The following is a 24,191-nucleotide window of genomic DNA, read 5'->3' on the forward strand; positions in this document are numbered from 1 at the left end:
GAAAGAGTGAGTGGCCCGAGGGCTCATTGAAGATTAACTCGTGTGGTTCAAATCGAAGGCTTGATAATTCGACCAGCTCAACCGTGAAGACCCTACACGAGGGCATCGACGCCGACCAAGCTCTCGATAAACCGCTGATCGATCGGACGCGTGCCGTCGGCCGCATCGAAGATAACGGCGCCGCGATCCATGACCAAAAGCCGACTGGTGAATTCGAGCGCGATATCGACATGCTGCTCGACCAGCAAGATTGCGACGCCGGATTCAGCGCGAATGCGCTTCATTGCGTCGACAATGAGATCCACGATCACTGGCGCAAGTCCTTCCATCGGCTCATCCATCAAGAGAATGGAAGGATTACCCATCAATGCACGGCCGATGCACAGCATCTGCTGCTCGCCGCCGGACAGCTTGGTGCCACCAATGTTGCGCCGTTCCAGTAAGCGCGGAAACAGATCGAAGACCCTCGTCAAGGTCCATTCGTCCACACCACGGCCCCGGCCCCGCGCAGCCACCGCGAGGTTTTCCTCGACGCTCAACGAGGGAAATATCTCTCGCTCCTGAGGGACGAAGCCGAGACCGCGGGCCGCACGTGTAAATCGCGGAAGGTCCTGAATCGGCTCGCCCGCGAGCCTGATGACGCCGCCTTTGATGTCAGCGCGCCCGGCAATTGTCGAGACCAGCGTCGTTTTTCCGACGCCATTACGCCCGAGCACCGCCAGCGTCTCTCCCCCTGGCAGCTCGAACGAGACGTCCGTGACGACTTGGGTCGCGCCCCACCCGGCGCTGACCCGTTCGCAGGCAAGAGCCGTCCCACCGCTTCCATCTCTCGTATCACCCATGATGACGATGCCCCAGATAAATGTCGCGAACAAAGCTGTTCGATGCAATCTCTTGAGGAGAGCCCTCGACCACGATCTGTCCCGCGACAAGCACGCTGATCCGCTGCGCGAAGCGCGCAACCAGCTTCATGTCATGCTCGATGAACAGGACAGACACGTCAGACGGCAACCGCTCGATCAGTTCGAACACCGCGTGCGAATCCGCCGGGTGAACGCCCGCTGCCGGCTCGTCCAGCAACAGGACGGACGGCCGCAGCGCCAGCGCGATGGCTATCTCGACGAGCCGCTGCCGACCGTAGGACAGCTCCGCAATGGACGATATCGCAGTGCTCTCGAGCTTGAGGCTTTCCAGGATGTCGTAGGCCGCCTCCGCGGTCTGACGCTTGAGCGCCCTACCGCCGATCATCCTGCTACCGCCGCCCACACGCTCGGCGACAGCAAGTTGAACATGCTCGATGACGCTCAGCTCGCGAAGTAATGAATTGATCTGGAAAGTTCTTGCGAGCCCCGCTTTCACCCTGCGGTGGGCCGGCAACTGTGTCACGTCACGCTCGTTGACCCAAACAGCTCCCTTTGTTGGCGGCAGATTCCCGGTCAGAAGATTGATGAATGTCGTCTTGCCCGCTCCGTTAGGGCCGATCAGGGCCTGGCGCGAACCGACCTTCATTTCGAAGTCGACATCGGAAACGACCGTGGTGCCGTTGAAGATTTTGGTGAGCTGTCGGGTGCGCAGCGCGGATGCTCGGATCATTGTCCTGTCCCGCATTCGAATCTGCCCGATGACTGCTTCTGACGGCCCAGATCCGGCCTTACACGACCAAATCTAGCGACCCTTTCGATCAGACCGATCAGGCCGCCGGGCGCAAACAGCACGATCGCGATCAGGATCAGGCCGATCCAGAAAAGCCAGGAGACAGGATCATCCTTTGCCAACTCATCCTGGAGAATCATATAGGACGCGGCCCCTACGAATGCCCCGTACAGACGGCCGCGCCCGCCGACGACAAGCATGATCAAGACTGCGCCCGCCATCTCCAATCCAAACACTGACAGCGAGACGAATTGAGCAATCTGGGCGGAAAGACCGCCCGCAACGCCAGCCAACGCGGCGCTGATTGTGAACGCGATCAGCTTGCGCTTCATCACGGGCACGCCGATCGCCTGCATGCGGACGGGGTTCAAACGGATGCCGACCAACGACCGGCCGAACGGCGAGTTGACCAGCGTTCGGACGAATATCCATGAGACGAACAGCACGACGACGCAATAGAGAAAGGCAACGCGCCCAAACAGGTCGAATTCGAAATGGCCGAAGATCGGCGAAATCTCGATGCCTTGCAGGCCGTCATGTCCGCCGGTGATGCCCGCAAACCGATTGGCCAATTCGCCGAACAGCAAGGTCAGGGCAAGACCGAGCATCAAGAGCGTCAGGCCGCGTGTACGCAGAATAACGGCTCCTGACACCAGGCCAATCGCGCCGGCGGCGAGTCCGGCGCAGAGCAAGCCCGTGATCGGCTCCGACCATCCACCCGCAGCAAGCAGGCCTGCTGCGTAGGCGCCCGCGCCGAAAAACGCGGTATGGCCCAGAATGACGATGCCGGCATATCCCACGACGATGTCATAGGACAGGGTGAACAGGATCATCACGATGATCTGAGATGCAAACGGCAGATAGGTTGGAAATATCAGCCATACAGCGGCACAGGCCAGCCAAGGGAGCAGCTCCCAGATTTTAAACGCATGTGATCGTACCAGAAAAGTTGCGGCCTGCTCTTGGCGGGGGTCCATATCAGTAGACCTCAACGCGGTTAAGCAAACCACCGGGACGCCAAAGCAGGAAGCCAAACAAGGCGAGATAGATAAAGAAGGCGCCGAACTCGGGCGCGAGGATCTTGCACGCACTGTCACCGATGCCGAGCAGCAGCGCAGCGACGAACGGACCAGTCACGGTACCGAGCCCACCGATCGATACAACGATCAGGAAATAGGCGAGATTCTCGAGAGGGTAGCCCGGCGAGATCGCGATCATGTCACCTCCGAGGCCGCCGCCGACCGCAGCCAACGCGCTCCCCACGGCGAAGACGACCGAGAACAACGTTCTCGTATCGATACCGACGGCTTCAGCCATCGCGCGGTTGTCGACTGTCGCACGAATACGCATACCGGTATTGGTCCGTTCGATCACGACCAGTAATGCGACGAAAATCGCAACGCCTGTCACGATTAGGACGATCCGGTACATGGGGAAGGTTCGCAGTCCCAAATCGATCTGGCCGCTAAGAGCCGCCGGAATTGCCACGGTCTGGGGAATCGGGCCGTAGAGATATTGCGCGACAGCGGAAGACACGAAGATGAGGCCCATGCTCAACAGCACCTGGTCGAACTCGCCGGACTTGTAGACCCTCGCATAGAGCAGCCGCTCGAGCACGACGCTGACTGCCGCGACCAGTGCCGCCGACAAGATGACGGCCGGTCCGAATGGAATCGCGGACCGGTGGAGAAGCGTGATCAGCAGGTAGCCTCCGGCCATCGCGAAGGCGCCATGCGCGAGATTGGCGATTCCCAGCAAGCCCATGGTGATCGAGAGGCCGACCGAGATGATATAGAGGACCATCGCATAGGCCGTTCCCGTAAAGAGAATGCTGAGCACGATGTCAGACACGTTTGCGTTCGCTTTCAGCCAAGATGATCAGTTCTCGCATCGGTTGCTTGTCACTCCGGGTTAAACGTTTTCCAGGGATCCTTCTGGGGCGGATCCTCCTCAAAGGTCACATTGCCCGGCCTTCCGTTCACGATCTCGACCTTGTTCATCTTGATTGGCTGCACGATATCCCGGCTCTGCGGATCGATCGACACGTCGCCACGCGGACTGCTCGTGCCCTTCCAATTGGAGAGCGACTTGAGCATGGCAGGGCCATCCGCGTGCGGACCGACTTCCTTGACTGCTGCGTAGATCGCCGACATCGTGTCCCATCCGGATACCGCCGTGACGTTCGGCAGCGCATCCTCGCCGTACTCGGCCTTCCATGCCTTCACGAAATCGACGTTGCCGTCGTTCTTGCTGGCGGCCGCATAGGTCGCGGCGCTAATGAAACCAACTACGTCCGGGGGCATGTTCGGGAGTTCGTCGTCCAGCGCGTTGTCACCAGGACCGATGAGCTTGACGCCCGCCTCTCGCAACCCGGCATCGTTGAACGCCTTCGCAACGGCCGGCATGCGCCCGTTATTGACGAAGATGAACACTGCTTCGGGCTTCTCCGACTTGAGGCGTTCCATGAAGGGGAGGTAGTCCGTTGTGACCATCGGAGCGCGGACCGCGCTCACGACCTTGCCGCCATTTTCTTCGAACCCTTTCTTGAAGGCTGCCTCAGAATCAGTGCCGGCCGCATAATCGGCGACCAGACTGGCCGAGACCTTGATGCCGTGCTTGGCGGCCCATACTCCCATCGGATATGCCGTCTGCCATTGCGTATAGGAAAAGCGCACGAAATACGGTGACGACCTTGTCAGGCTCGACGTAGTTGCGTTCATCAACGCAACCGGGACCTTGGCTTCGGTGGCGATCTTAGCCAGCGCAAAGCCTTGCGGGGACAGCGCGATACCGGTGAGCACCTTGACGCCATCGCGCACGATTAGCTCTTGTGCAATTCGGCGCGTATTGTCCGGTACACCGGCGTCGTCACGGCGGATCACCTGAACCGCGGGCACTTCCTTGCCATGGATCTTTTCATAAAGTCGCGCGCCACGATCAATGCTGTCACCAAGCGCCGCAAACGGACCAGACAGCGGTGCGATCAAACCGACCTTCACCACATCTTCCGCGGCAGCATCCTTGGGAGCCCCGAACGACACAACAGCGATATACGCCGCAGCACTCATCAGTGCAGACAAACGAAAACGCATCGGCAGAACTCCTAAGGCCTACTTCCGCGCTTCACCTGAATCATCAGCGCTGCGAGAAAACTATTGAGAACCGAACCAACGCGCGCAACCTAGAAAAAACTCACGAAGATGAATGCAAAAAATTCATTGTCGGACTAACCAAACTGCCACGTTCGTAGGCTTTTATCGCTCAATCGGGATGCATTTCGCTTACGGCATGCTCAATTCAGTTTTATTGCCGGTTACGATCAGTCCGGTCACGAAAATTGATGACTTTTTTGACGCTTATCGCACAGCCGAACTTGTATTACCCCTCGCCTCCAGATCGACGCATGCGACAAGATGGGAAGCAGAATGCCTTATGCGGGTTCGAGCAACGAACTGTTCTACGAAGATCTTGGAGAAGGTCATCCGATCTTCTTCATCCCCGGCTTCGGTGGCGTCGGCTCATTCTGGCGCGGTCAGATCGAGTTCTTCAAGTCGCGCTTCAGGGTCATCGTGATCGACCAACGCGGCGCGGGCGCCAGTGCACGCAGCCAGCAGGAATACTCACTCGATCAAATGACCGACGACGTGCAAATCGTCATGGATGCCGCGAAGATCGACGCGGCCGTCCTCGTCGGCCACTCTACAGGGGGCGCGATCGCGCAGACATTGGCTGTCCGCACCCCTGAACGGATCTCCGGGATGCTGCTCTCCTCGACCTGGTGCACGCCAGGCAATTATTTCCGTCGCGTGTTCGAGTTCAGGCGATCTCTGCTGGAGCTCGGTGCCACGGACCTGTTCCACAAGGCCGGTATATTTTTTCGCTACCCTCCCCATTACGCAGAGACTCACGATGCTGCTTTCGAAAATGGCGGTGACGTCGACGTCGACATCAACATCTCGCGCATTAACGCCGTCCTGCATGCAGACTTGAACCCGGTCATTGACCGGATCAAGGTTCCGACGTTGGTGGTCGCCGCACGCGACGACACCCTAGTTCCGCAATACATGTCGGAAGAAGTGGCGCAGCGGATCGCCCATTCCAAATACATTGTCCTGGATCAAGGCGGCCACTTCCTGCCGGAAACGCGCAGCAGCGACTACAACGGTTTGCTCGCTGAGTTTCTCAGCAGTCTTGGGTTGCCGCGCCACAGCGCGAACAAGAAACACCAATCCGCAATATGATTGCGGAAGCCATCCGCTTTCGAGAAAACTCGAACTGAATGAGGTGCCGACCGACAAGTCTCTATCAAAATCCGCCGGCAAACTTCGTCTTTATAAACTCGGCGAAGCCCACATACTTGGCCAAGGCAATCTTATCCGCATCCGCGATCAGATACAGGTCGCGCTCTCGCGTATCGGAATACTGGCCGAGCAGCTTCACCAGACGCCCGGACTTGAGGTCGTCGTTGACCAGGAATGCGGCGAGCCGCGCGATCCCGAAGCCGTCGATCGCGGCTCGATAGACCGCGCTGCCGAAGCTGATGAATCGGGCCGGCGGAACGACGTTGAGCTCTTTATCGTCAACAATGAACTGCCAATGAGGATGGGTCCCGATGATCAGACAATTATGCGATTGCAGGTCTCGCGGATGATCGGGGTTTCCATGTCGTTCGATATAGCTAGGAGCCGCGCAGACGGTCCAGGGATTGGGCGCGAGTTTGATCGAAGCCTTGTTCTTGTCCGAGGATGCGAGCGACTGCACCGTGAAATCGTAATCGACGTTCGAGCCAAGCTCGGACGGAATCAGCTCGATGCGCATCTGCGGATTGGCCTGCAGGTATTCTGCCACGAAGCCGACCAGCTTTCTCTCCAACAGCGCCGCGGGAGCGCTTATTACAAGCTGGCCAACCGGGATCGGCGAGAACTGCCCCAGATCGTCGGCCGCGACCGCGATCGCGGACAACAGCGGCTTGATCCGCTGAAAATAGGCTTCGCCAGCGGCTGTCAGTTCGACCTTCCGCGTGGTTCTGGAGAGCAACTGCACGCCAAGTCGGTCTTCAAGCAAGGCGACCCGCCGACTGATCGCAGACGGCGTCAGCCGCAGGCGGCGAGCCGCGCCGGCGAAACCTCCGCTCTCGGCCACCAGGATGAAAACCTCGAGTTCCGACGCCATCCGCAACCCGACCTTTCGTCGTCCTCTCCAGTGACTAGCCGGCCTGCGTCGCAGCGCCGTGCGTCACTGTCTCATATACGATCGCAGGACGGAAGCGAGCCGTGCGTAACCCGGTCAGCGGCCGCGATACCGCGAGGATTGGCGCGCTCCCGAGCCATCTGGGTCGATCAACCGCTACGCGCCGCCTCTCGGGGGACAGGCGGCATCGAGAAAAGAGCGCCGTTCGTAACGAACTGCGCACGACGCGGTTGCTGGTTTTGAGAATTCTCTAAGGGGCTGAATGACATGAATCAAAACTCAAAGGTTGCAATCGTCGGCGGGGGAATCTGCGGTCTTGCGCTTGCTCTCAATCTCCATCGCCGTGGCATCCGATGCCGCGTCTTCGAACGGGTGCCGGAGATCAAGCCGCTCGGCGTTGGCATTACATTGCTACCACACGCGATGCGGGAATTGACCGCATTGGGCTTGGGCGACGAGTTGCTGGCCGCCGGCATCGAAAACCGGGAGAGTTGCTTCTTCAATCGGTTCGGACAACTTATCTACAAGGAGCCGCGGGGCAAATTCGCGGGCTACGATGTTCCCGAAGTGGGCATCCATCGGGGTCGGCTGCACCTAATCCTCGCCAACGCCGTGCGCGACCGGCTCGGGCATGATGCGGTCCGCACGAACCACGAATGCGCCGGTGTCGTGCAGGACGAGCAGGGCGTCACGGTCTCCTTTAAGGAAACGTCGACCGGCCGTCAGCTCGAGGACGTGCGCGCGGAAGTGGTGATCGCATGTGATGGCATCAATTCGGCAATCCGTAAACGGTATTATCCGGATGAGAAGCTCGCGTTTGCTGGCATCAACAGCTGGCGCGGCGTAACCCGACGCAAGCCGATCCTCGGCGGCCACACCTATATGCGGATCGGCTCGATTCGCACGGGCAAGATCGTGATCTACCCGATTATCGACAATATCGACGGCGAGGGCAATCAGCTCATCAATTGGATGGCCGATATCCATCGCGACACTTTCACGCTGAACGATTGGAACAAGCCGGGCAATCTGGCCGATTTCCTGCCGGTCTATAAGAATTGGAATTTCGACTGGCTCGACGTCGCACAGATGATCCGTGAGTCCGAGCAGATCTTGGAATATCCGATGGTCGACAAGGACCCCATCGAGACATGGACGTTCGACCGTATCACGCTCGCTGGCGATGCCGCGCATCCGATGTACCCGCGCGGCTCAAACGGCGCGGCGCAGTCGCTGATCGACGCGCGCACACTTGCCGACGCCCTGCAGCGTCATTCTGACGCGCGGTCGGCTCTAAAAGCTTATGAAGCGGCGCGCGTCACCGCAGCTGCCAATGTGGTGCGTACCAACCGGCAATTTCCGCCTGATTTCATCAACACCAAGGTCGAGGAACTGGTCGGCGACCGTCCTTTCCAGAACCTCGACGACTACATCACACAGGATGAGCTGCGAACCCTGTCCGAGAATTACAAGCGCGTGGCTGGCTTTACGCTCACCGACGTGACCTCCGTGCGGCCGGGCCTCTAGTGGAAGGCGCGATCGTCTTGCGCTCGCCCTTGCGGCTGGCTTTCATTGGCTGGGGAGCCATCAACGCGCGGGTCGGCGAGATTCTGACGGGGCGCCAGACGCCAGTCAAGATCGTCGGCATCGCGATCAGAACGCCTGAAGCGCGCGCCATGCCGCCTTTCGGTGCTTCGTTTCTCTCGTCGCCCGAGGAACTCATTGCGCTCAAGCCTGATCTCGTGATCGAGGCCGCCGGCCGCGCTGCCATTGCGCAGTGGGCGCCGGCAGCGCTCGCCGCAGCCCCCGCGGCGATCTTCGCATCCACCAGCGCGTTCGCCGATGACGGAATGCTGGTCTGGCTCACGGAACTCGTCGAGCGCCATCAGAGCAAGATCGAAGTGCCTTCCGGCGCAATTGGTGGCATCGATGCGCTCGCCAGCACGGCGGTCCTCGGACTCGACGACGTGCTTCACCAGATCGTCAAGCCGCCGCGAGCCTGGAAAGCGACACTGGCCGAACAGGTGCTCGACCTCGACGGCCTCGCAAATGCCACGGTCTCCTTTTCCGGAAGCGCGCGTGAAGCGGCCGCGTGTTACCCACAAAATGCCAACGCAACCGTCGTCACCTCCTTGGCCGGTATTGGCCTCGATCGCACCCGCGTCGAAATGGTCGCAGATCCTGCCGCTGACATGAACGGCCACAGGATCACGGCACACGGAGCGTTCGGACAGATGGAAATCGCACTTCAGAACCGGCCCCTGGCGACCAATCCAAAATCGTCGTAACTGACGGCGCTCAGCCTGGTGCGGCTGATCGAGAAACGCGTCGCGACATTGATCATTTAATAACCGACGAGATCGAGTATTTTGCGATCTCGGCAGGTCCACGGTAGTTGTTTGGACTACAATGGGTCCAAAGGCAAATCGGCCGCTTCTGCTTCGGTCCTAACAGTAGACATTCGATAGTGCGCTCAGCGTGTCAGCTTCTTGCCAATCGCCGACATCCCCCGTCGTAGATAAAGTTTCGGACGCGCCAGTCGCTTTTGACGTGAACTTGCCGTTTTACGTCGAGCCGCCAGACGAAAGCCGTTTAACTCCAGAAGGAACTCTGAAACCTCCCCGCTGCTTGGTATTTATAGGCGCCAATGAATCTACGGGTCTTGGATTACCATTCCATTCGCTCGTACGCCTCCAAAATAGGTACTTCGACCGGCACGCTGACAAACCCAGCTTGGCTGTAACGTTCTGCAGGTCGCCGCGCGAACGAACCGAAGAGGTATTCACCGAAGGTCCGAAACCAAGGGATCGCAAACCACACGAGCGCGGCCACCTGAAGCGCGAGGCTGAGACCGAATGCGGCCTGATAGGCGGCGACCGGATAATGACCGTCCTGAGGCGCCCACTGTCCGACGACCAGCCCAATCCCGTATTGAACAACGAATGCCCAACCAAAGTGCACGAGGTTCAGTGCACCGTTGGCACTTGCGGCAATTTCCAGAGGAAAGTAATCCGCTATGATGGCGTAACTCAGCACGGTAGCCGCGCCCACGACCGATACGACAGACCAGGGCATGATGGATGGCAGCGGCACGCGCAAAACCAGGGTAAGTTCGGCCAAGATGAATAACCCGCCTACTGCTGCTAATAGGACCTCGGTCGCTATGCCTCGTTTGCGTAGCCGATCAGCCGTGGTCCCCAGCAGCAATGCTCCAAGGCTGATTCCAACGGCCATGATGAAGAGTTGGTCGATCAGGCTCTGCCGATCAAATCCTTCTACATCTGCCAGCCAGGATGCCGCCCATAATGACTGCAACGCCCAAGACGATCCGATGCAGGTCGCTGAAAGCGGTGCAATTCTCAGGAAACGCGGATCCGAAAAGATAGAACGCAAGGTTAGCTGTTTTCCGGATATTGCGGAGCTGTTGGGACTCGTGTCGCGTTCGGGCACGACAAGATAAATCAGTCCGGCCGTTGCAAGCGTCGCGACGGTCAGAACTTCGAACAGATTCCGCCAGCCGATAAGATCCAGCACCCAATCTGTTGGCGCGGTAGCGGTGACGGCGCCGAGTGATCCCAGCATGATCATGCAGCCGTTGACGAGTGCGATACGCTCCTTCGGAAACCAGATGACGATCGCCTTCAACCCGGCCATCAATGCGGCCGCAACACCAAGTCCTATCATGGCTCGACCGAGAAGAAGCTCGGCGAAACTCTCCGCGTTGCCAAATAGCGTTGCGCCGCCGACCGCGATAACCAGCAACACGCTATGGACTCGACGCGGGCCATACCGATCCAGCAGCACGCCTATCGGAAGCTGGGCGCCCGCAAAGACAAGGAAATAGACCGAGGCGAGCAGCCCGGTTTCAGCGGCATTGAGCCCAAAATCGGATACCAGCGACGGGGAAATCGAGGCATTGATCGTGCGAAAGAGGAACGAAAGAAAGTAGCCGGCAGCAAAGGGCAGGAAAATGGAGAAGCAGAGGCGCCATTTTGAAGGCAGTTGGTTCTGCGATGCAGCTGGCTCTTGTGTCAATTTTGGATCGGAATAAGGCCGGGCTAGCCGCGGATTCGGATCTTTACTTCCGGCGACGTCAAGCCGGCTGAAGGCATTCGAGCGTTGTCGAAAGTGCGACTCGCTGCCGCCCTCCCCGGCGGCAGCAGACGATACGTCCTGGAAATCGACGCCTTCGAAGGTAGATTTCTGATCGTTTTGCCCTCGCTTCGGATCACGTGGTGTGTCCTCGCATGTTGCCGGCCTCGGTCCATCTGCTGAATTGAGCCGCTCGATTGTCTCCTGCATAAGGGAGCGGCGCTGCCGAACGCGCTGATCAACCTGTTCTGCCAAGACCTTGAAGCGCTCGTCGCCGAGGAGGCATGCCTCTTGCTGCCGTGATTGCGGAAGGGCTGGCATGACCGCGAGGTGGTATCGGGCGTGTAGCGCGACGGTCTCGGCGATCATCCGCATATCGCGTTCAAGAACGTCAAATCTCGCATGGAGATCATCAAAATGCTGCTCTACAAGGTCTTCGACAGGCGCACGTGGACTCAGGAAACGTTCAAGCGCGGCATCCACGATCATGCTCTTGCCGACGCCCGGACGTTCGGCCGCGACCTGAAGCCGCTCGCAGACCTCCTCGGTAAGCCGGACAGTCACTTTGCGGACCGCCCGCGACTTGCGCTTTCGCGGAGATACAACAGTTTCGGTTTGGCTGGGCTCCACAGCGATTTCGGCGTTGAGCTGCATGTTCTGGTATTCCCCGCTCTCCAAGGACACGCCAATCGCCGCCACAACGTTCGCAGTACGATCGATTAGGTGATTGAATCTGATAGGAGTGACAGAAAGGGCAGCATCGGGATTGCTTCAACGGACCGAAGATGGCGAGCGTGTCATGGCGTAGGAAAAGAAAGAAATGGCACATTGCTCAAGCAGAGCCGGATTCATCTTTGAACCGCGCGGTGTTGCCAGCGTCATTCGATTCGATGCTGACTTCTTTCAGGATCGTAGACCCGCTGGACAGCCGCCGCCCCAAAGCTTCGACAAAACGATCGTAGCGTTCAGCGCCCTTGGCGCGCGCCGCGGGGCTCGAATGCTCTGGCAATGCCGGTGTTGACGTCAACCAGAAGCGGATGAACAGCGCGATCGTCTCTAGCGTGACGCCGTCATTACGTTCGAGCCGTTCGAGCACACGCACTATCCGGTCCAGCCGCTTGGCGATCGCGGCCTCCCGCCGATCGGAATCATCGGGAGACAGGAACGAGGCGATCGCAGCCTCGGCGACCAGCGACTTGGGCTTGCCCTGACGCTTTGCGAACGCCTCAAGGCTCCGGAAAGTCTCAGGATCAAGGTAGATGCTGAGCTGAGCCTTTTTCATATCGCTCCGGTCAAAGACCCATTTTATCGTCCGGATCGAGGGTGACAGAACGAGCAAGGCCCGGCATCGAGCGGCTCAGGCTGCTCGCCTGCAGGGCATCGGTGTCGCCCTCATCAAGACCAGGATCAAACTCGTTGTCGATAAGCGGCGCCTTGATCACGACTTCCTCATGTTGCGGCAACTCCGGCTCGCGGCGAATGCCGCCATTCGGGTCACGGTCCCTGCGCTTCAGTGCCGCGTCCGCTAAGGGTGCAATCGGCGTACGGCCCGACCAATCGTCGGGCTCGGCGACCAGGCTGACCGGACCCGCGTGCGGAGGCTTGATCCGGTGCTGGAATTGCGGATCCTCGTAGTACCGAACCTTGCGGGCGCGGACCGGGTGGACCCCCGAAACCATCACAATCGCCTCGTTGGGCGAGAGCTGCATGACTTCTCCGGGCGTGAGCAGCGGGCGCGATGTCTCCTGACGGCTGACCATCAGGTGTCCGAGCCAGGGACTCAGGCGGTGTCCAGCATAGTTCTTCATCGCGCGCATTTCGGTCGCGGTGCCCAGCGCGTCCGATACGCGCTTGGCCGTGCGCTCGTCATTGGTGGAGAAAGCGATCCGGATATGGCAATTATCGAGAATAGCGTGGTTCGGCCCATAAGCGCGATCGAGCTGGTTCAGGCTTTGGGTGATCAGAAAGCCACGGATGCCATAGCCGGCCATGAAGGCGAGCTGGCTTTCGAAGAAGTCGAGACGGCCGAACGCTGCAAACTCATCGAGCATCAGAAGGAGTTTTTGCCGTCGTCGGTCGGTATCCAGACTCTCGGTCAACCGCCGTCCAATCTGGTTGAGCACGAGCCGCATCAAGGGTTTTGTGCGGGCGATGTCGGAAGGTGGCACCACAAGGTAGAGCGAAATGGGCCGCGGTCCGTCTACGAGATCGCGGATGCGCCAATCACTTCGGCCAGTGACCTTAGCGACGACAGGATCGCGGTAGAGTCCCAAGAAACTCATCGTGGTCGATAAAACACCTGAGCGCTCATTTTCGCTCTTGTTGAGGAGCTCGCGTGCCGCTGATGCCACGACGGGATGAACGCGCTCACCGAGATGCGGGGTCGCCAACATCGCATTCAGCGTTGCCTCGATCGGATGAGAAGGATCGGACAGGAAGTTCGCGACGCCGGCGAGCGTCTTGTCGGCTTCCGCGTAGAGGACATGCAGAATCGTGCCAACAAGCAAGGAGTGACTGGTCTTCTCCCAATGATTTCGGCGTTCGAGCGCGCCTTCGGGATCGACGAGGATGTCGGCGATATTTTGGGCGTCGCGTACCTCGCAGTCACCCTTGCGGATTTCGAGGAGCGGATTGTAGGCCGCGCTCGCCTGATTGGTCGGGTCGAACAGGAGTACAGGTCCAAATCGGGCGCGCCAACCGGAGGTCAACTTGAAGTTCTCGCCCTTGATGTCATGGACGATCGTGGAACTCGGCCAGGTGAGTAGGGTCGGAATGACAAGACCGACGCCCTTGCCCGAACGGGTCGGGGCAAAGCAAAGGACATGCTCGGGACCGTCGTGCCTGATATAGCGGCCATCAAAGCGGCCGAGGACCACTCCCTCGGCGCCGAGAAGCCCGGCGCGCCGGACCTCCCGTGTATCGGCCCAGCGCGCCGAGCCGTACGTTGTCACCTGCTGGGCTTCCTTCGCCCGCCACACCGACAGCATGATAGCAATGCCGATAGCGGCAAACCCGCCGCTCGCCGCGATGCAGGCGCCCTCGACAAATATCTTCGGCGCGTAGGCGTCGAACTGAAACCACCAGATGAAGAAAGCAAGTGGTTGATACACCGGCCAGAGTCCAACCATGAACCAGGCGGGCCCGAGCTGCGGTTGGAAGGCGAGACGCCAAGCCGTCCACTCCGTCGCGCCCCAAAGGAACGCGAGCACCACGATTGAGACGAAGAACAGCTGCCCCCAGAGGATTTTGGTTGCGGACATGGAGCCGAGATGCGTCGCCTCACGCACCGGTGCAACGACAATATCCCCGGTATCGCAAGCGCTCGCACCGCAGCGCAGAGATCGGCGGGTCAGAGGGACAGGTCCCGCCTTCGTCCAAAACTCCAATCAACGCGGCTTGGACCGGCGATGCCGTTCACCTGTCTGCCCAGCTCGCGCTCAAGGGAGGGTGTCCAGGGTACGAGCTGAAAGCCGAGACCGTTGTCGATCATGGCGAACCGGCCGGTGGCAAGCGACAGTCTTCGCCGATATACCCCCGAAACGGACTCTCCTGCCTCAGCGGGTAGATGCGCCGATCCAGTTTCCTCGGCAAGGCGCCGACCCACGGTGTCGAGCTCGCGGTTGCGGAGAGTTTGGACGAGGTTGCGGCCGAGCGTGACCTTGTCTCCATCGCGGCGGGCAAGCCCCTGCTCCGCCAGCGCGTCGATCCTCCGGTCGAGCGCGGCGCGGACCTCGGCACCGAAACCGCCGCGTGAGAGATCGGCAGGTTCACGGGCGACCAGGCGCCGGTCAAGCCAGGTGGCCCCTTCCGCCGCCACCTGCTGGTCGAGATTGAGGTCCGAGCGGACGGCGAGCGCAATTCGCTGCCGGCCCCTGGTATCCTCGAAGCGACGCAACTCCACAATCCCGCCGGTCGGACCGTCGCCGCTCGCATCGATGTCCGGGAGTTTGAGGTGATGCACCCGTCCATCAATTCCATCGATGACGGCGAACGCCGTACCGCGGAGCTCGTCGTCGAGCCCGCGTGCTATGAGACGACCGATCACGGGTTCGCCATGGCTTTCGCCTTCGAGCGCCCAGGAAGATGGCGCGCGGGGTGCGCCGTCTTTTGCGATTGTCTTGTGCAACCGCTTGATGATATCGCCGCGTTCCCCAAGCGCACGCAAGCGTGGTTCCGCATCGTCGGCAAGGACCCAACACGAGGAGCCGGCTGGCTCAGCAAGCCCCAATCGCTCGAGCGTCCGCATCCGGCCAATCCGGATCTCCCGCAACGAGTCGCGCGCGGCGTCGCTCTTCGGCCGAAGATCCACCACCCCCTCAGCCCCTCTCGCTTCCCGGGCAATCACCTGATCGAGTTTCGTCCAGCGTTCCGCAGTCACCTCCGCCTCAAGACCCCGTTGGATCTCCAGCTCCGATCGCGGACCTAGCTCGCGCGTGACGAGGTCGCCGGCGCGGGCGCGCAAGCCCTTTCCGATATAATCGCGGCTTATGACGAGGTCAGAGCCATCATCCGCGCGGCCGCGCACGAGGATGTGGATATGGGGATGCTCGGTATTCCAGTGGTCGACCGCGACCCAATCGAGCCGCGTACCAAGATCACGCGAGGCTTGATGCAGGAGTTCGCGGGTAAAGCTCCGCAGGCTTTCCAACTCGCTCGCCTCATCCGGCGAGACAATAAACCGGAAATGATGCCGATCGCCGTCACAGCGTTCGGCGAAAGCCCGGCCGTCTGCATCGTCCCCGGCGGCATCGAAGACTTTGCCGGGTGATCCATCACGAGTGACCCCGTCCCGCTTGAGATAACCGATATGGGCTCTCAGTGCCCCCGGCGACCTCATCCGACGAACGACACGCGCCTTGACCACGGCGCCGCGGGCGCGATTACCGAGTAGCCGTGCCGCGGCAATGCTCGCCGCACGGCCGCGCCCGAAAGATCCGCCCTTCCTAATCCCGCCGCGTGAGAGACCGCCTGCCTTCTGTGCGGCTTTGAGGGCCTGCGCGAGAAACGGCTTTGTCTTGGGCGCGCGCGTCGAACGGATTCGCCCTGGACGGATACGCAGATCGTCCTTGCGAGTCATCGTATCCGCCCCAATGTGTCGAAAACCGAGGAAGAACAACGCGCTAGTAAAAATGGCAAGTTGTGCCGGGTCTTCGCAATGTTTCCAGTATGGTTGAATTTGCTAGCAATTCCCAACCGACCGACCCGCCGCACCTTGCGGCTTTTATCCTGCCATCCGTGGCTGGTATCTCCCCGCACCCACCGCATCCCATCAGAACACGCAATGACCAACGACAAATTGCGATGAAGCACGATCTGGATCATTGCGATCGGGCCTCGCTGGCATGGTGCACAAACAAGTTGCCCGACTGCGGTACGAGAGCGGATAGATCGACAACAGGACGAACGTTTGACGGACGGTCTGGTCGCGCACCAGGCGATGGGCGATTGTCGGAGGAACTGCTCGCAGAACGCACAATGAATAGCGGTGAACGAGCCAACGTGAGTGATTCCGCGACAGCAACAATCTTTCCGTTAACTCGTTTGCCTCCGATCATTGGCGCGAGTATCGCGACATAATCCTGGGTCTCCTCCGGCAACGATCGACCGGTCGCCAGATGGCTCTCGTAGCGTGCTGGCCCTGAATTGTACGCAGCGAGGAAACCCGGCGTGCCGTATCGTTGGTAGAGTTCGCGGATGTAGGCGGCGCCAGCCAGGATGTTGTCGCGCGGATCGTAGGGATCAGCACCAAGATCATATCGAGCGCGCAAATCTGACCACGTCTGCGGCATGATCTGCATCAGCCCCATCGCACCTTTTCGCGATCGCGCCCGCAGGTCGCCGGCGCTCTCGACGCGCATCACTGACCATATCCAATGCTCCGGCACGGCGAAGCGTTTGGACGCCTCGGTGATGAAGGCCGCAAAGGGATCGACAGGTCGGCTGTTCGCTCGATGCGTGCCAGACATCGCTCGCTCTGCATGCGCCACAACGCCGAACAGCATTGGTGATACGAAAATCGCGACTGTGCACGCTATCGCCCCGAGAGATCGCAAGGCTGCCATCGTGCTCGCCGCCGTCAAGGGTGAAGCGCTATCGCGCCGGCCTGGCGGCCGCCCTTGACCGCCGCTGCGCGCGATGGCCGTCACAGGCATGGTCGGGACGGAGGAATGGTGCTGCGTTCGATCGAACAGAGGAATGACAGATTTTTCGGAACGGACGATCACGATTACTCCTCCCTGGTCCACACAGGCAGTGCCTTGCCGATGACGGAAGAGTTCGGAACAAAGCCAAAGTAGCGACCGTCCAGAGAATCTTCCGATTGCCAGTTCATGAGAAAGAGCTCGTCCGCCCCGACAGCGTGACATCCCTGCCAGACAGGCAAGGGACGGCCGCGTCTGTCACATGACAGCGCATCTCCCACGTCGATCCCGTCGACGGAGATCGTCAGCCCTTTCCTGCAGACCGTCTGTCCCGGAAGCGCCAACACGCGCTTGAGCATGGGAACGCCGATCGGCAGGTAGCCGTTCAGATCGAGAAAGGTCGCAAGCGGCTCCGGCGGTCGGACGGCCACGAGTTCGGTGACGGCAAGCCTGCCAACAGGCTCCAGTTGGTAGAGACCGACCGGAACACTCTTCGACGCGTTCCAAATATAGGCCGGCGTTGCCTCTCCGATCGTCGACAGGACAAGAGCCACGGCTGTGAACGTCATCAGAATTATCGCTGTCCGGCTTCTCATGGCGCGATTCTCCGCCGACGCAGCCATGCCTGATGGCGCCCTCGGGTGTACGGCCGCGGCGTCTCATTCACCGACAAGCGGTTGTGGACGTGATGCCAATAGTCGAACGCGACGTCGGCCGGATGGATGTCGAGCGCCTCCACTGCATCAATCAATTGCAGCACACGCTCGACTTTCGGCCAGCCGGTTAGCCGTAACAAAATGTCACCACCGGGGGTGACCCAAGGCACCGTCGAATAGCGCTGTCCGGGCGTCGCGGCGCGCAGAATGTCGACACGCGACATGACCGTGCCGAAATCGTTGGACGCCCATCGAACGAACGCAAAGATTGTGCCGGGCGCGAATGACAGGATGCGCCGGCGCCGGTCAATGATCCTTTCCGCCACCGCGCGGCCGAACCGAATTCGATTCTCGATACGCTTTTCGAGCCACAATAGTTCGACCGTCGTGAGGTCAGTCACGTCGTCCTCCGGAGTTTGTAGAGGGAAGATTGGGGAAGATCAGGCTCTGCGCCCGTTACGACCGCTTGTTGGCGGCAGCTTCGGCCAAGCGAACGCCCGGCAGGTGCATGTGGCTTTGCGGCCAGCGCGCTATCCACAGCGTGACGGGAGGCGCTATCCGTTAGAAGGAATCCGAAGGGTTCAAGGTTAGGAAAGTTACGGAGCCGACAAGGTATTGAGCGCCAACGAGTTAGCTCCGATTCCGGTCCCTGATAGCACGAGGATCGGGTCCCCGATGGCACGACAGTCGCGGTCCCCGATAGCACGAGATGATTCACAGGCTGCCTCCTGACGGAGGAACGAGCCCGCGCTTGCGTAACCGCTCCGCAAGGGCATCGATCAGAATGGGCGCGAAGTTCAGTCGCTCTGCACCGCGATGATCATGCGTGATGACCAGCCGGTAGCCGGGCAATGTCTGGCGGTGGACGATCTCGCGCAGGTCGTAGGCGAAGTGCTTGAGTGGTGAGAGGCTCCCGGACTTGGCGTGGAGATGTACAAGATCAAAACTCCAGCCGCCCTGCTGGCGACCGCCATGCTTGCGCACCAGGCGATAGAGCCAGCGCTCCAATCCCCCCGTTAGGTCGAAGTACGCGCGGTCGATCGTAAGGACGAGCGCTTCATTCAGTACGCCTGAATAGAACCAATCGGGAAGGATCAGCTCGAGTCCTCTGGCGTTGCCGTGCACATCGGCCGTCTCCTTCCACTCATTGATCCAGGAGAAGCGATGCCGTCGGCGTTCCGTCGGCTGGCGGATCGAGGTCATCACGGTGGTCGACTGCAGCCGGTCGAGTGCAGCCTTGAGGCGGTCGTAGTCGCGCACGCCAGTGCCACGACCGACAAAGGTCAGGATTTCGTATGGCGTTGCCGCCATCAGACGGGACGTCTTAAGGCCGGCATCGCGGGCCTCCACGATTTGTGAGGCGGCCCAGATCAGAACGTCCGCGTCCCAGATCGTCGCCATGCCGTGTTCCGGCACGGCTTCAACCCGAATGGTGATGGCTCCGGCGCGGAAATCGATCGGTGTGACGCGCTTGGACTTCGCCAATGAAAAGAATGGATAGGCCATCAAATCCTGCGCATCGCGCGGCGCCAGATCGCCCGGCAACGCGCGAAACAGGTCGAGTTGGTCGCGCTCCGATCGATGCCTTCGGGATGCTGACACATTGCACTCCGCTTGCGTCAGCGCCGCGACTTGCCGGCGTAAGGAATGGGCGCGGCCTGCCGTTTGGCCGGCAGTACCGTTCCGTTGCCGGGATCGGAGGTTGATGTCTTGGTCCCGCGGTCGGCCCACGCCTTGAGATCGTCGAGTGCGTAGACGACACGACCGCCGATCTTTCGGTAGGCAGGACCAGTGCCATAGGTCCGATGTTTTTCCAGCGTGCGGCCCGAGAGACTGAGGAACCGAGCAGCTTCGGGCGTGCGCAGGTAACGCGGCGGCAAGCCGGCGTTCGGATCGGACATTGGAGAAGCTCCGTGATCGTCTGGAGCGCCGTCGCGGATGACGGCGCGTTGGCGGCTACGATCGCGGAGAGGACGGGCAGAGAGGGATGCCGAAGAAAGGGGGATCGGTTTTCGATACCCCCGTCGAGCTTCTATTCTTTGCGAGGTGGTGGCCGCAGCAGTGCGCGATAGCCGCCACGCATCAGGGCGAGGCCGGTTTGAACCAGGCGAATGGTTCGATTACGCAGGTCGTGGGTTTTCCAGGCGCGTTCGGGAATCTGTCTGGCGCCAAACAGGACTTCCGCGATTTCGCGGTACGTACCGCCGTCCATCCGCGCATCGAGGGCGCGAAGCGCCAGCGCCAGGCGACGGCGGCGCTGCGCGGAAAACACATGCAACGGCGGTCCCGCTGGACGGTCGTTCAGGGCTCGCCACAGCCGACGTGCTGCGTGCGCACGAAATTCGAAGTCGCGGTCAAGCTGAAGCTCGACCGCATAGGCTTCGGCGATGACTGGTGTTTCCTTCAACCACACACGGTGTTCGACGCCGCGCAGATACAGCACGGCGTACCAGCCATCGGGCGCTTGCCGCAGTTCTCCCGCGGTCAATTCGCCCAGCTTAAGGCTGACGCGGGTGTCCGCGCTGAACGGCAGCGCGGGACGAACTGGGATCACCGTCGGCAAGACCTCCGGCGCCCAAAACACTATCTGCTCAGAGAAAGATTGGCCGGGGTTAGCTTCGAAAACACAGGCCCCATTTTTGGCGGAACTCCGCACTCACAGCGGAGATCCGCGAAATGCCGTGATAGTCCTGTTGATAGTTTGGATTGCGACGCAGGCACTCCCAGGCAAATCCGGTAATCTCCGCATCTTGAGCGCGGTCGTAACCATTCGCCGACCTCCAATCAAACCCAGACATTCGCGTCCCCACTTCTTACTGCGAGAAATTGCAGCGCGATATTTCTGATCAGTAGAGGTTGTGGAAGTACCCGATCATGCATCACATGATGCAATTAGAACGATCTCCGATACTGGAGGGAGCTTTTTCTAATGGGACTTGGAAAGCGAGATGATTATTCTGAATTAGAGGCGCCACCCCGTAGCAAATCGCGATATCCCTGCTCTGTCATCCATTTCGCGCGGGTCAGGTGGCTATCGAACGCAATTCTTGCACGTACGGATTCAAGTTCCGGATCGATATGGAGCACAAGCCGGGTCACCTCGCGCCAATCTGCACCCTCCGCGTCGGCATCAAGCAGCCGTAGATAGGTGATGATGTGCTCCTCGTCGTATGTGGTCAGGGCCGAATTTGTCGGCGCCACATCGGCAACGTCAGGATCGAGCGGCGGCTTTTTCATAAATCTCCACGCCTTAGTTCTGCCAATTTCTAGAACAGCGCCACAGCCGCTGGAAGGGGTGGAAAGGTTAAACTTTAGTGCGCAACAACGGTCGCCCCGTATTTTGTCGAGAATACTCCGTGGTGAAATACTCTTCAAGAACGTGGCCTCTCGCGTATGGACATACGCGGGATACTGGCAGTGAATTTGAGAAAGCTCAGGCAAGCCCGTGGCTTGTCCCAGGAAGAATTGGCCCATGCCGCGGAAATTGACCGGACCTATATCAGCGCTCTTGAGCGAAGCGTTTATGCGGCCGGTATCGACGTCGTCGATCGCTTGGCACGGGCCTTAGGTGTTGAAGCGGCCGATCTTCTAACCCGTCCAACGGCGCCCAAGAGAAAAGTTCGGGGTGCCACCGACAGCTAAGCGCGGGCGAGGTTGGAAATCCAACAAATGACGAATGTCGGGCATGTGACCTTCCGCGAGCCGGGCCACCGGCCCGGCGAGCCGCGGACGCGGATACGTGTCCGCCGCCGATCCGGCAGCCGGATCGGCGGAAAATCGCAAAGCTACCATTTCGAAAGGAAGCAGCGCAGCCGGACTTCCGGTTGTGCTGCTTCCGCCATTCAGTTGGCCCGTTCCAACAATCGTTTCGCCCTGCCCTCAAGCTCAAGACGCGCGTCCTGATGCGATTTGCCGCGGGCAAACGCCGTGATCCCCTGCACGAAGTCAAACACACTTTCCGGCGGGCGACCTTCCTCGTGCAGCACTGTCTCGATGATTTTCACCGTCTCGGACTTGGAGAACCCGCGCTTACGCAGGAAGCTCTCGCGGTCCTCGTCGCTGCGGGCAACGATCCGCTCGCGCGCGGCCTTGATACCGGCGATGAACGGCGCGGGCGACGAATCGGCGAAGCGCGTTAACGCGGGTGCCGCCTCGTGAGCAAAACGCTGCGCGGCAAATTTTGAATGCCGGATGGTAATTTCCTCGAAATTCTCGACGCCCCAAAGATTGCGGTTCATGCAGACCGCGCGGAGATAAAAAGAAGCTATTCCCAACGTTTTCGATCCGACTTCGCTGTTCCAGCAATAGAACCCCCGAAAATACAAATCCGGCGATCCATCCGGCAGACGGCCCGCCTCGATGGGGTGGGTGTCATCCACCAAAAACAGGAACACGTCGCGGTCGCTAGCGTAAAGCGTCGTGGTGTCCTTTGTGATATCCACGAATGGGTTGTGCGTCATGGTGCTCCAGTCGAGCACGCCCGGTACCTTCCACCGTGTGTCACCAGTGCCGTTGCCCGCGATTTTCCTCACGGCCGCGACAAGTTCGTGATCCCAGATCCGGCCATAATCGGGCCCGGTCACGGCGCGAAGCTCGACGCGACCGTCATCGGCCTCCAGTGTTTTCACCAGTTCGGCGCGGTGCGACAAGAGACCGTGTTGCAGATTGATCCCGGCCAACGGCGCGGGAAGCTGCCGCATATAGGATGATGGCGCGCCGACAAGGGTGCATAATTGCCCAAAGCTCCAATGCGTCGGCGCGACCGGTTCATCACGTCCCGGTACGATCAGGGCCAGCCGCTCGGCGCTGTTACGGCTTGCCTCCACCTTGACGGCACGGCTCTCCACGGTACGGGTCTGCGCACGCTCGGCAGGGCGGCGTACCGCGTCATATAGATCGGTCAGGCTGAGATAGCGCTCGTCATCGGGCCGGGAAAACCATTCCGACGACACGCGGCCAATACGCTCGCCGCGCGATACGTCCACGCGGAAGCCGCTGGAAACAGGCTGCTCGTTCTGGGTCAGGGTTATCATGGTCATCGCTCATTCTCCTTTGGGGCTGGGTTAAAGCGCAGCGCTGCGCTGCAACCCTGCCCGTCGGCGAGACCGGGGTAGCAAGAGCAAGGGCGGCCGGAGTGGAGGGGGATCACCCGCCCATGGGGGCGCGCGACGCGCGCGTCTGCACGCGCCTGGCGCTCATGTCTTCATGAGAATTCTGCGACAGCGCGGAAGACCGGGGAGACCACTCCGGCCGGCGTCGGCTTCGGCGCTTTACCCTTGCGCGCGCGAGGGCGGAGCCCTTAGCATCGTCAAACAACAAGGAGGCCGAAGGCCTTCTCCCCCTCTTTCTGCGCCGTTATGGTCATGAGCACAAAAAAACCCCCGCCTCCGAAGAGGCGGGGTGCGTCGATCCCCTTGGATCAGTCGCCGTTGCGGCGGGACCAGATCAGCGTGAAGCTGTCGTCGCCCTCACCCTTCACCAGCGAAGCGTAGATCGGCGCCGGGAAGCTCGGATCGTCGAGCTTGACCGAGAGATATTCGCGGTCGGTTTCCCGCGCGGTCTTCTTCCAGGCGGCGCCGAACTCGGTGGCCCCGGCCAGGATGCGATAGTCAGGCGCCTTGTCGTTCTCCTTCTCGGTCGCGACGAACGTCGCCTTGACGTTGAGCGTGAGGGTCTTGACCGAGCCGGTGAAGCCGTTGTTCGACGCAGTGAAGGTGCCGATGGTAGCCATGGTGGTCTCCGTTCTGTTGTCGGGCCGCGACCATCGCAGCCTCGATGGCGGTCCTTGGCCCGGGGAGCGATCGGCCCGCAGCCGTCAGGCCCGCAGCGTAGCGGAGGACGGCGGTAGACGGCTTTTTTGCCTCGCGAGGAATGCCGCCACTTCGCGGCAGGGAAAAAAGCCGGCGAAGCCGTTGCGGGAAGGCGATCGAGGCGAAGCCGGCCCTCGGGCCTGATCCGTCCATTCGAGGTTGCGTGGGACGCGCCCTTCAAACAGACTGATGGAGACCACCATGACTGCCATCATCGTCGCCGCACAAGGACAGGAATCACCGGTCGTACAGAGACCTGCGCCCGCGCATCAACGAAGGCGAAGGCGCGACCTGGCGAACGATGGCGCATGATTTCGCATCGCGGCGCGACCGGTCGCGCCGCCCTCGACTCAAGACCCGCGGAATCCAATTTGCGATCTCGATGTCTCAGATGGCCGATAGGTCCGCCCCGATCTACGCCTCGCTGGTGAAGGGCGAGGGTGACGACAGCTTCACGCTGATCTGGTCCCGCCGTAATGGCGACTGATCCAAGGGGATCGGCGCCCCCACCTCTTCGGAAGCGGGGTTAACGGGCGCTGACCACAACACGCCCTTCCCCACTGGCTTCGAGCCAAAAAGCGTCTAGCCTTCCTTGAAGAATGCACCCGGTCGACGGCATGAGTATCATGAGGTTGGCCGCGCGCCCGATG

The 24,191-nt window shown here is 60.4% G+C and carries 24 protein-coding genes; 4 read left to right on the forward strand and 20 right to left on the reverse strand.

Annotation, left to right across the window (positions count from 1 at the left end):
* Nucleotides 1-92: 92 nt before the first annotated feature.
* From BLV09_RS16015 to BLV09_RS16035, 5 genes are read right to left on the reverse strand one after another with little or no spacing between them, the layout of a single operon-like run.
* Entirely contained in the window at nucleotides 93-842 is a 750-nt protein-coding gene (locus BLV09_RS16015; RefSeq protein ID WP_146688024.1) for an ABC transporter ATP-binding protein, read from the reverse strand.
* Nucleotides 835-1,593, reverse strand: a complete 759-nt coding sequence (locus BLV09_RS16020) for an ABC transporter ATP-binding protein (protein ID WP_146688025.1) — start codon at nucleotides 1,591-1,593, stop codon at nucleotides 835-837. The genes BLV09_RS16015 and BLV09_RS16020 overlap by 8 nt, the downstream gene beginning before the upstream one ends.
* Nucleotides 1,590-2,630, reverse strand: a complete 1,041-nt coding sequence (locus tag BLV09_RS16025; RefSeq protein ID WP_146688026.1) for a branched-chain amino acid ABC transporter permease — start codon at nucleotides 2,628-2,630, stop codon at nucleotides 1,590-1,592. Before BLV09_RS16025 ends, BLV09_RS16020 begins: the two co-directional genes overlap by 4 nt.
* Before the next feature lies 1 nt (nucleotide 2,631).
* Nucleotides 2,632-3,504, reverse strand: coding sequence for a branched-chain amino acid ABC transporter permease (locus BLV09_RS16030; RefSeq protein ID WP_197685051.1), 873 nt, complete (start codon nucleotides 3,502-3,504; stop codon nucleotides 2,632-2,634).
* 50 nt (nucleotides 3,505-3,554) lie between these two features.
* Entirely contained in the window at nucleotides 3,555-4,745 is a 1,191-nt protein-coding gene (locus BLV09_RS16035; protein WP_146688027.1) for an ABC transporter substrate-binding protein, read from the reverse strand.
* 333 nt (nucleotides 4,746-5,078) lie between these two features.
* Here BLV09_RS16035 and BLV09_RS16040 point away from each other — a divergent pair, with 333 nt between their 5' ends.
* On the forward strand, nucleotides 5,079-5,894 hold the full coding sequence (locus BLV09_RS16040; RefSeq protein WP_167558754.1) for an alpha/beta fold hydrolase: 816 nt from the start codon (nucleotides 5,079-5,081) through the stop codon (nucleotides 5,892-5,894).
* Between the two features lie 64 nt (nucleotides 5,895-5,958).
* Here BLV09_RS16040 and BLV09_RS16045 read toward each other — a convergent pair whose 3' ends face one another.
* A complete protein-coding gene (locus BLV09_RS16045; RefSeq protein WP_146688029.1) occupies nucleotides 5,959-6,825 on the reverse strand; it encodes a LysR family transcriptional regulator in 867 nt (288 codons plus the stop codon).
* Between the two features lie 285 nt (nucleotides 6,826-7,110).
* On the opposite strand from BLV09_RS16045, the gene BLV09_RS16050 reads away from it, so the two are divergent.
* Both BLV09_RS16050 and BLV09_RS16055 read left to right on the forward strand, forming a co-directional pair.
* Nucleotides 7,111-8,370 carry a flavin-dependent oxidoreductase gene (locus tag BLV09_RS16050; protein WP_146688030.1) on the forward strand — a complete coding sequence of 420 codons (1,260 nt, stop codon included), beginning with the start codon at nucleotides 7,111-7,113 and terminating at the stop codon, nucleotides 8,368-8,370.
* A gap of 17 nt (nucleotides 8,371-8,387) precedes the next feature.
* Complete coding sequence (locus BLV09_RS16055) at nucleotides 8,388-9,131, forward strand: aspartate dehydrogenase (RefSeq protein ID WP_244549113.1); 744 nt, start codon at nucleotides 8,388-8,390, stop codon at nucleotides 9,129-9,131.
* A gap of 379 nt (nucleotides 9,132-9,510) precedes the next feature.
* Here the strand turns inward: BLV09_RS16055 and BLV09_RS38810 are convergent, their stop codons facing one another.
* From BLV09_RS38810 to BLV09_RS16115, 12 genes are all read right to left on the reverse strand, one after another.
* Nucleotides 9,511-11,589, reverse strand: coding sequence for an MFS transporter (locus tag BLV09_RS38810; RefSeq protein WP_433994400.1), 2,079 nt, complete (start codon nucleotides 11,587-11,589; stop codon nucleotides 9,511-9,513).
* A gap of 178 nt (nucleotides 11,590-11,767) precedes the next feature.
* Nucleotides 11,768-12,217, reverse strand: a complete 450-nt coding sequence (locus BLV09_RS16065) for a CopG family transcriptional regulator (RefSeq protein WP_100383453.1) — start codon at nucleotides 12,215-12,217, stop codon at nucleotides 11,768-11,770.
* Nucleotides 12,218-12,227: 10 nt separating this feature from the next.
* Nucleotides 12,228-14,195: a conjugal transfer protein TraG gene (locus BLV09_RS16070; protein WP_146688031.1), complete on the reverse strand. Its 1,968-nt coding sequence runs from the start codon at nucleotides 14,193-14,195 to the stop codon at nucleotides 12,228-12,230.
* An 89-nt stretch (nucleotides 14,196-14,284) separates the two neighbouring features.
* A complete protein-coding gene (locus BLV09_RS16075; RefSeq protein WP_146688032.1) occupies nucleotides 14,285-16,012 on the reverse strand; it encodes a relaxase/mobilization nuclease domain-containing protein in 1,728 nt (575 codons plus the stop codon).
* Nucleotides 16,013-16,253: 241 nt separating this feature from the next.
* Nucleotides 16,254-16,937, reverse strand: coding sequence for a lytic transglycosylase domain-containing protein (locus BLV09_RS16080; RefSeq protein WP_244549114.1), 684 nt, complete (start codon nucleotides 16,935-16,937; stop codon nucleotides 16,254-16,256).
* Between the two features lie 224 nt (nucleotides 16,938-17,161).
* Nucleotides 17,162-17,644, reverse strand: a complete 483-nt coding sequence (locus BLV09_RS16085) for a S26 family signal peptidase (RefSeq protein WP_244549115.1) — start codon at nucleotides 17,642-17,644, stop codon at nucleotides 17,162-17,164.
* A gap of 23 nt (nucleotides 17,645-17,667) precedes the next feature.
* Complete coding sequence (locus tag BLV09_RS16090) at nucleotides 17,668-18,132, reverse strand: DUF2840 domain-containing protein (RefSeq protein ID WP_100383456.1); 465 nt, start codon at nucleotides 18,130-18,132, stop codon at nucleotides 17,668-17,670.
* Nucleotides 18,133-18,445: 313 nt separating this feature from the next.
* Nucleotides 18,446-19,333 carry a replication initiator protein A gene (locus BLV09_RS16095; RefSeq protein WP_146688034.1) on the reverse strand — a complete coding sequence of 296 codons (888 nt, stop codon included), beginning with the start codon at nucleotides 19,331-19,333 and terminating at the stop codon, nucleotides 18,446-18,448.
* Nucleotides 19,334-19,350: 17 nt separating this feature from the next.
* Complete coding sequence (locus tag BLV09_RS16100) at nucleotides 19,351-19,632, reverse strand: helix-turn-helix transcriptional regulator (protein WP_045014610.1); 282 nt, start codon at nucleotides 19,630-19,632, stop codon at nucleotides 19,351-19,353.
* A 131-nt stretch (nucleotides 19,633-19,763) separates the two neighbouring features.
* Nucleotides 19,764-20,285 (reverse strand): DUF2285 domain-containing protein, encoded by a 522-nt coding sequence (locus BLV09_RS16105; protein WP_433994401.1) that lies wholly within the window; start codon nucleotides 20,283-20,285, stop codon nucleotides 19,764-19,766.
* A 58-nt stretch (nucleotides 20,286-20,343) separates the two neighbouring features.
* Nucleotides 20,344-20,529, reverse strand: a complete 186-nt coding sequence (locus BLV09_RS38115) for a transcriptional regulator domain-containing protein (RefSeq protein ID WP_146688036.1) — start codon at nucleotides 20,527-20,529, stop codon at nucleotides 20,344-20,346.
* 154 nt (nucleotides 20,530-20,683) lie between these two features.
* Nucleotides 20,684-20,968 carry a DNA -binding domain-containing protein gene (locus tag BLV09_RS16115; RefSeq protein ID WP_146688037.1) on the reverse strand — a complete coding sequence of 95 codons (285 nt, stop codon included), beginning with the start codon at nucleotides 20,966-20,968 and terminating at the stop codon, nucleotides 20,684-20,686.
* A gap of 156 nt (nucleotides 20,969-21,124) precedes the next feature.
* Here BLV09_RS16115 and BLV09_RS16120 point away from each other — a divergent pair, with 156 nt between their 5' ends.
* Nucleotides 21,125-21,373 carry a helix-turn-helix domain-containing protein gene (locus BLV09_RS16120; protein WP_146688038.1) on the forward strand — a complete coding sequence of 83 codons (249 nt, stop codon included), beginning with the start codon at nucleotides 21,125-21,127 and terminating at the stop codon, nucleotides 21,371-21,373.
* A gap of 200 nt (nucleotides 21,374-21,573) precedes the next feature.
* Here BLV09_RS16120 and BLV09_RS16125 read toward each other — a convergent pair whose 3' ends face one another.
* On the reverse strand, nucleotides 21,574-22,764 hold the full coding sequence (locus tag BLV09_RS16125) for a DUF932 domain-containing protein (RefSeq protein ID WP_174556599.1): 1,191 nt from the start codon (nucleotides 22,762-22,764) through the stop codon (nucleotides 21,574-21,576).
* Nucleotides 22,765-23,150: 386 nt separating this feature from the next.
* Nucleotides 23,151-23,462, reverse strand: coding sequence for a DUF736 domain-containing protein (locus tag BLV09_RS16130; RefSeq protein WP_100383462.1), 312 nt, complete (start codon nucleotides 23,460-23,462; stop codon nucleotides 23,151-23,153).
* Nucleotides 23,463-24,191: the final 729 nt, after the last annotated feature.

Origin of the sequence: Bradyrhizobium canariense (assembly GCF_900105125.1) — a bacterium.
In the GTDB taxonomy this organism is placed as follows: Bacteria; Pseudomonadota; Alphaproteobacteria; order Rhizobiales; family Xanthobacteraceae; genus Bradyrhizobium; species Bradyrhizobium canariense_A.

What these genes read in the sequence shown, in the direction of transcription:
- BLV09_RS16015 (WP_146688024.1), bottom strand. Translation starts at nt 842, where the DNA reads ATGGGTGATACGAGAGATGGAAGCGGTGGGACGGCTCTTGCCTGCGAA.
- BLV09_RS16020 (WP_146688025.1), bottom strand. Translation starts at nt 1,593, where the DNA reads ATGATCCGAGCATCCGCGCTGCGCACCCGACAGCTCACCAAAATCTTC.
- BLV09_RS16025 (WP_146688026.1), bottom strand. Translation starts at nt 2,630, where the DNA reads ATGGACCCCCGCCAAGAGCAGGCCGCAACTTTTCTGGTACGATCACAT.
- BLV09_RS16035 (WP_146688027.1), bottom strand. Translation starts at nt 4,745, where the DNA reads ATGCGTTTTCGTTTGTCTGCACTGATGAGTGCTGCGGCGTATATCGCT.
- BLV09_RS16040 (WP_167558754.1), top strand. Translation starts at nt 5,079, where the DNA reads ATGCCTTATGCGGGTTCGAGCAACGAACTGTTCTACGAAGATCTTGGA.
- BLV09_RS16045 (WP_146688029.1), bottom strand. Translation starts at nt 6,825, where the DNA reads ATGGCGTCGGAACTCGAGGTTTTCATCCTGGTGGCCGAGAGCGGAGGT.
- BLV09_RS16050 (WP_146688030.1), top strand. Translation starts at nt 7,111, where the DNA reads ATGAATCAAAACTCAAAGGTTGCAATCGTCGGCGGGGGAATCTGCGGT.
- BLV09_RS38810 (WP_433994400.1), bottom strand. Translation starts at nt 11,589, where the DNA reads ATGCAGCTCAACGCCGAAATCGCTGTGGAGCCCAGCCAAACCGAAACT.
- BLV09_RS16065 (WP_100383453.1), bottom strand. Translation starts at nt 12,217, where the DNA reads ATGAAAAAGGCTCAGCTCAGCATCTACCTTGATCCTGAGACTTTCCGG.
- BLV09_RS16070 (WP_146688031.1), bottom strand. Translation starts at nt 14,195, where the DNA reads ATGTCCGCAACCAAAATCCTCTGGGGGCAGCTGTTCTTCGTCTCAATC.
- BLV09_RS16075 (WP_146688032.1), bottom strand. Translation starts at nt 16,012, where the DNA reads ATGACTCGCAAGGACGATCTGCGTATCCGTCCAGGGCGAATCCGTTCG.
- BLV09_RS16080 (WP_244549114.1), bottom strand. Translation starts at nt 16,937, where the DNA reads ATGCTGTTCGGCGTTGTGGCGCATGCAGAGCGAGCGATGTCTGGCACG.
- BLV09_RS16085 (WP_244549115.1), bottom strand. Translation starts at nt 17,644, where the DNA reads ATGACGTTCACAGCCGTGGCTCTTGTCCTGTCGACGATCGGAGAGGCA.
- BLV09_RS16100 (WP_045014610.1), bottom strand. Translation starts at nt 19,632, where the DNA reads ATGTCCGATCCGAACGCCGGCTTGCCGCCGCGTTACCTGCGCACGCCC.
- BLV09_RS38115 (WP_146688036.1), bottom strand. Translation starts at nt 20,529, where the DNA reads ATGTCTGGGTTTGATTGGAGGTCGGCGAATGGTTACGACCGCGCTCAA.
- BLV09_RS16115 (WP_146688037.1), bottom strand. Translation starts at nt 20,968, where the DNA reads ATGAAAAAGCCGCCGCTCGATCCTGACGTTGCCGATGTGGCGCCGACA.
- BLV09_RS16120 (WP_146688038.1), top strand. Translation starts at nt 21,125, where the DNA reads ATGGACATACGCGGGATACTGGCAGTGAATTTGAGAAAGCTCAGGCAA.
- BLV09_RS16125 (WP_174556599.1), bottom strand. Translation starts at nt 22,764, where the DNA reads ATGATAACCCTGACCCAGAACGAGCAGCCTGTTTCCAGCGGCTTCCGC.
- BLV09_RS16130 (WP_100383462.1), bottom strand. Translation starts at nt 23,462, where the DNA reads ATGGCTACCATCGGCACCTTCACTGCGTCGAACAACGGCTTCACCGGC.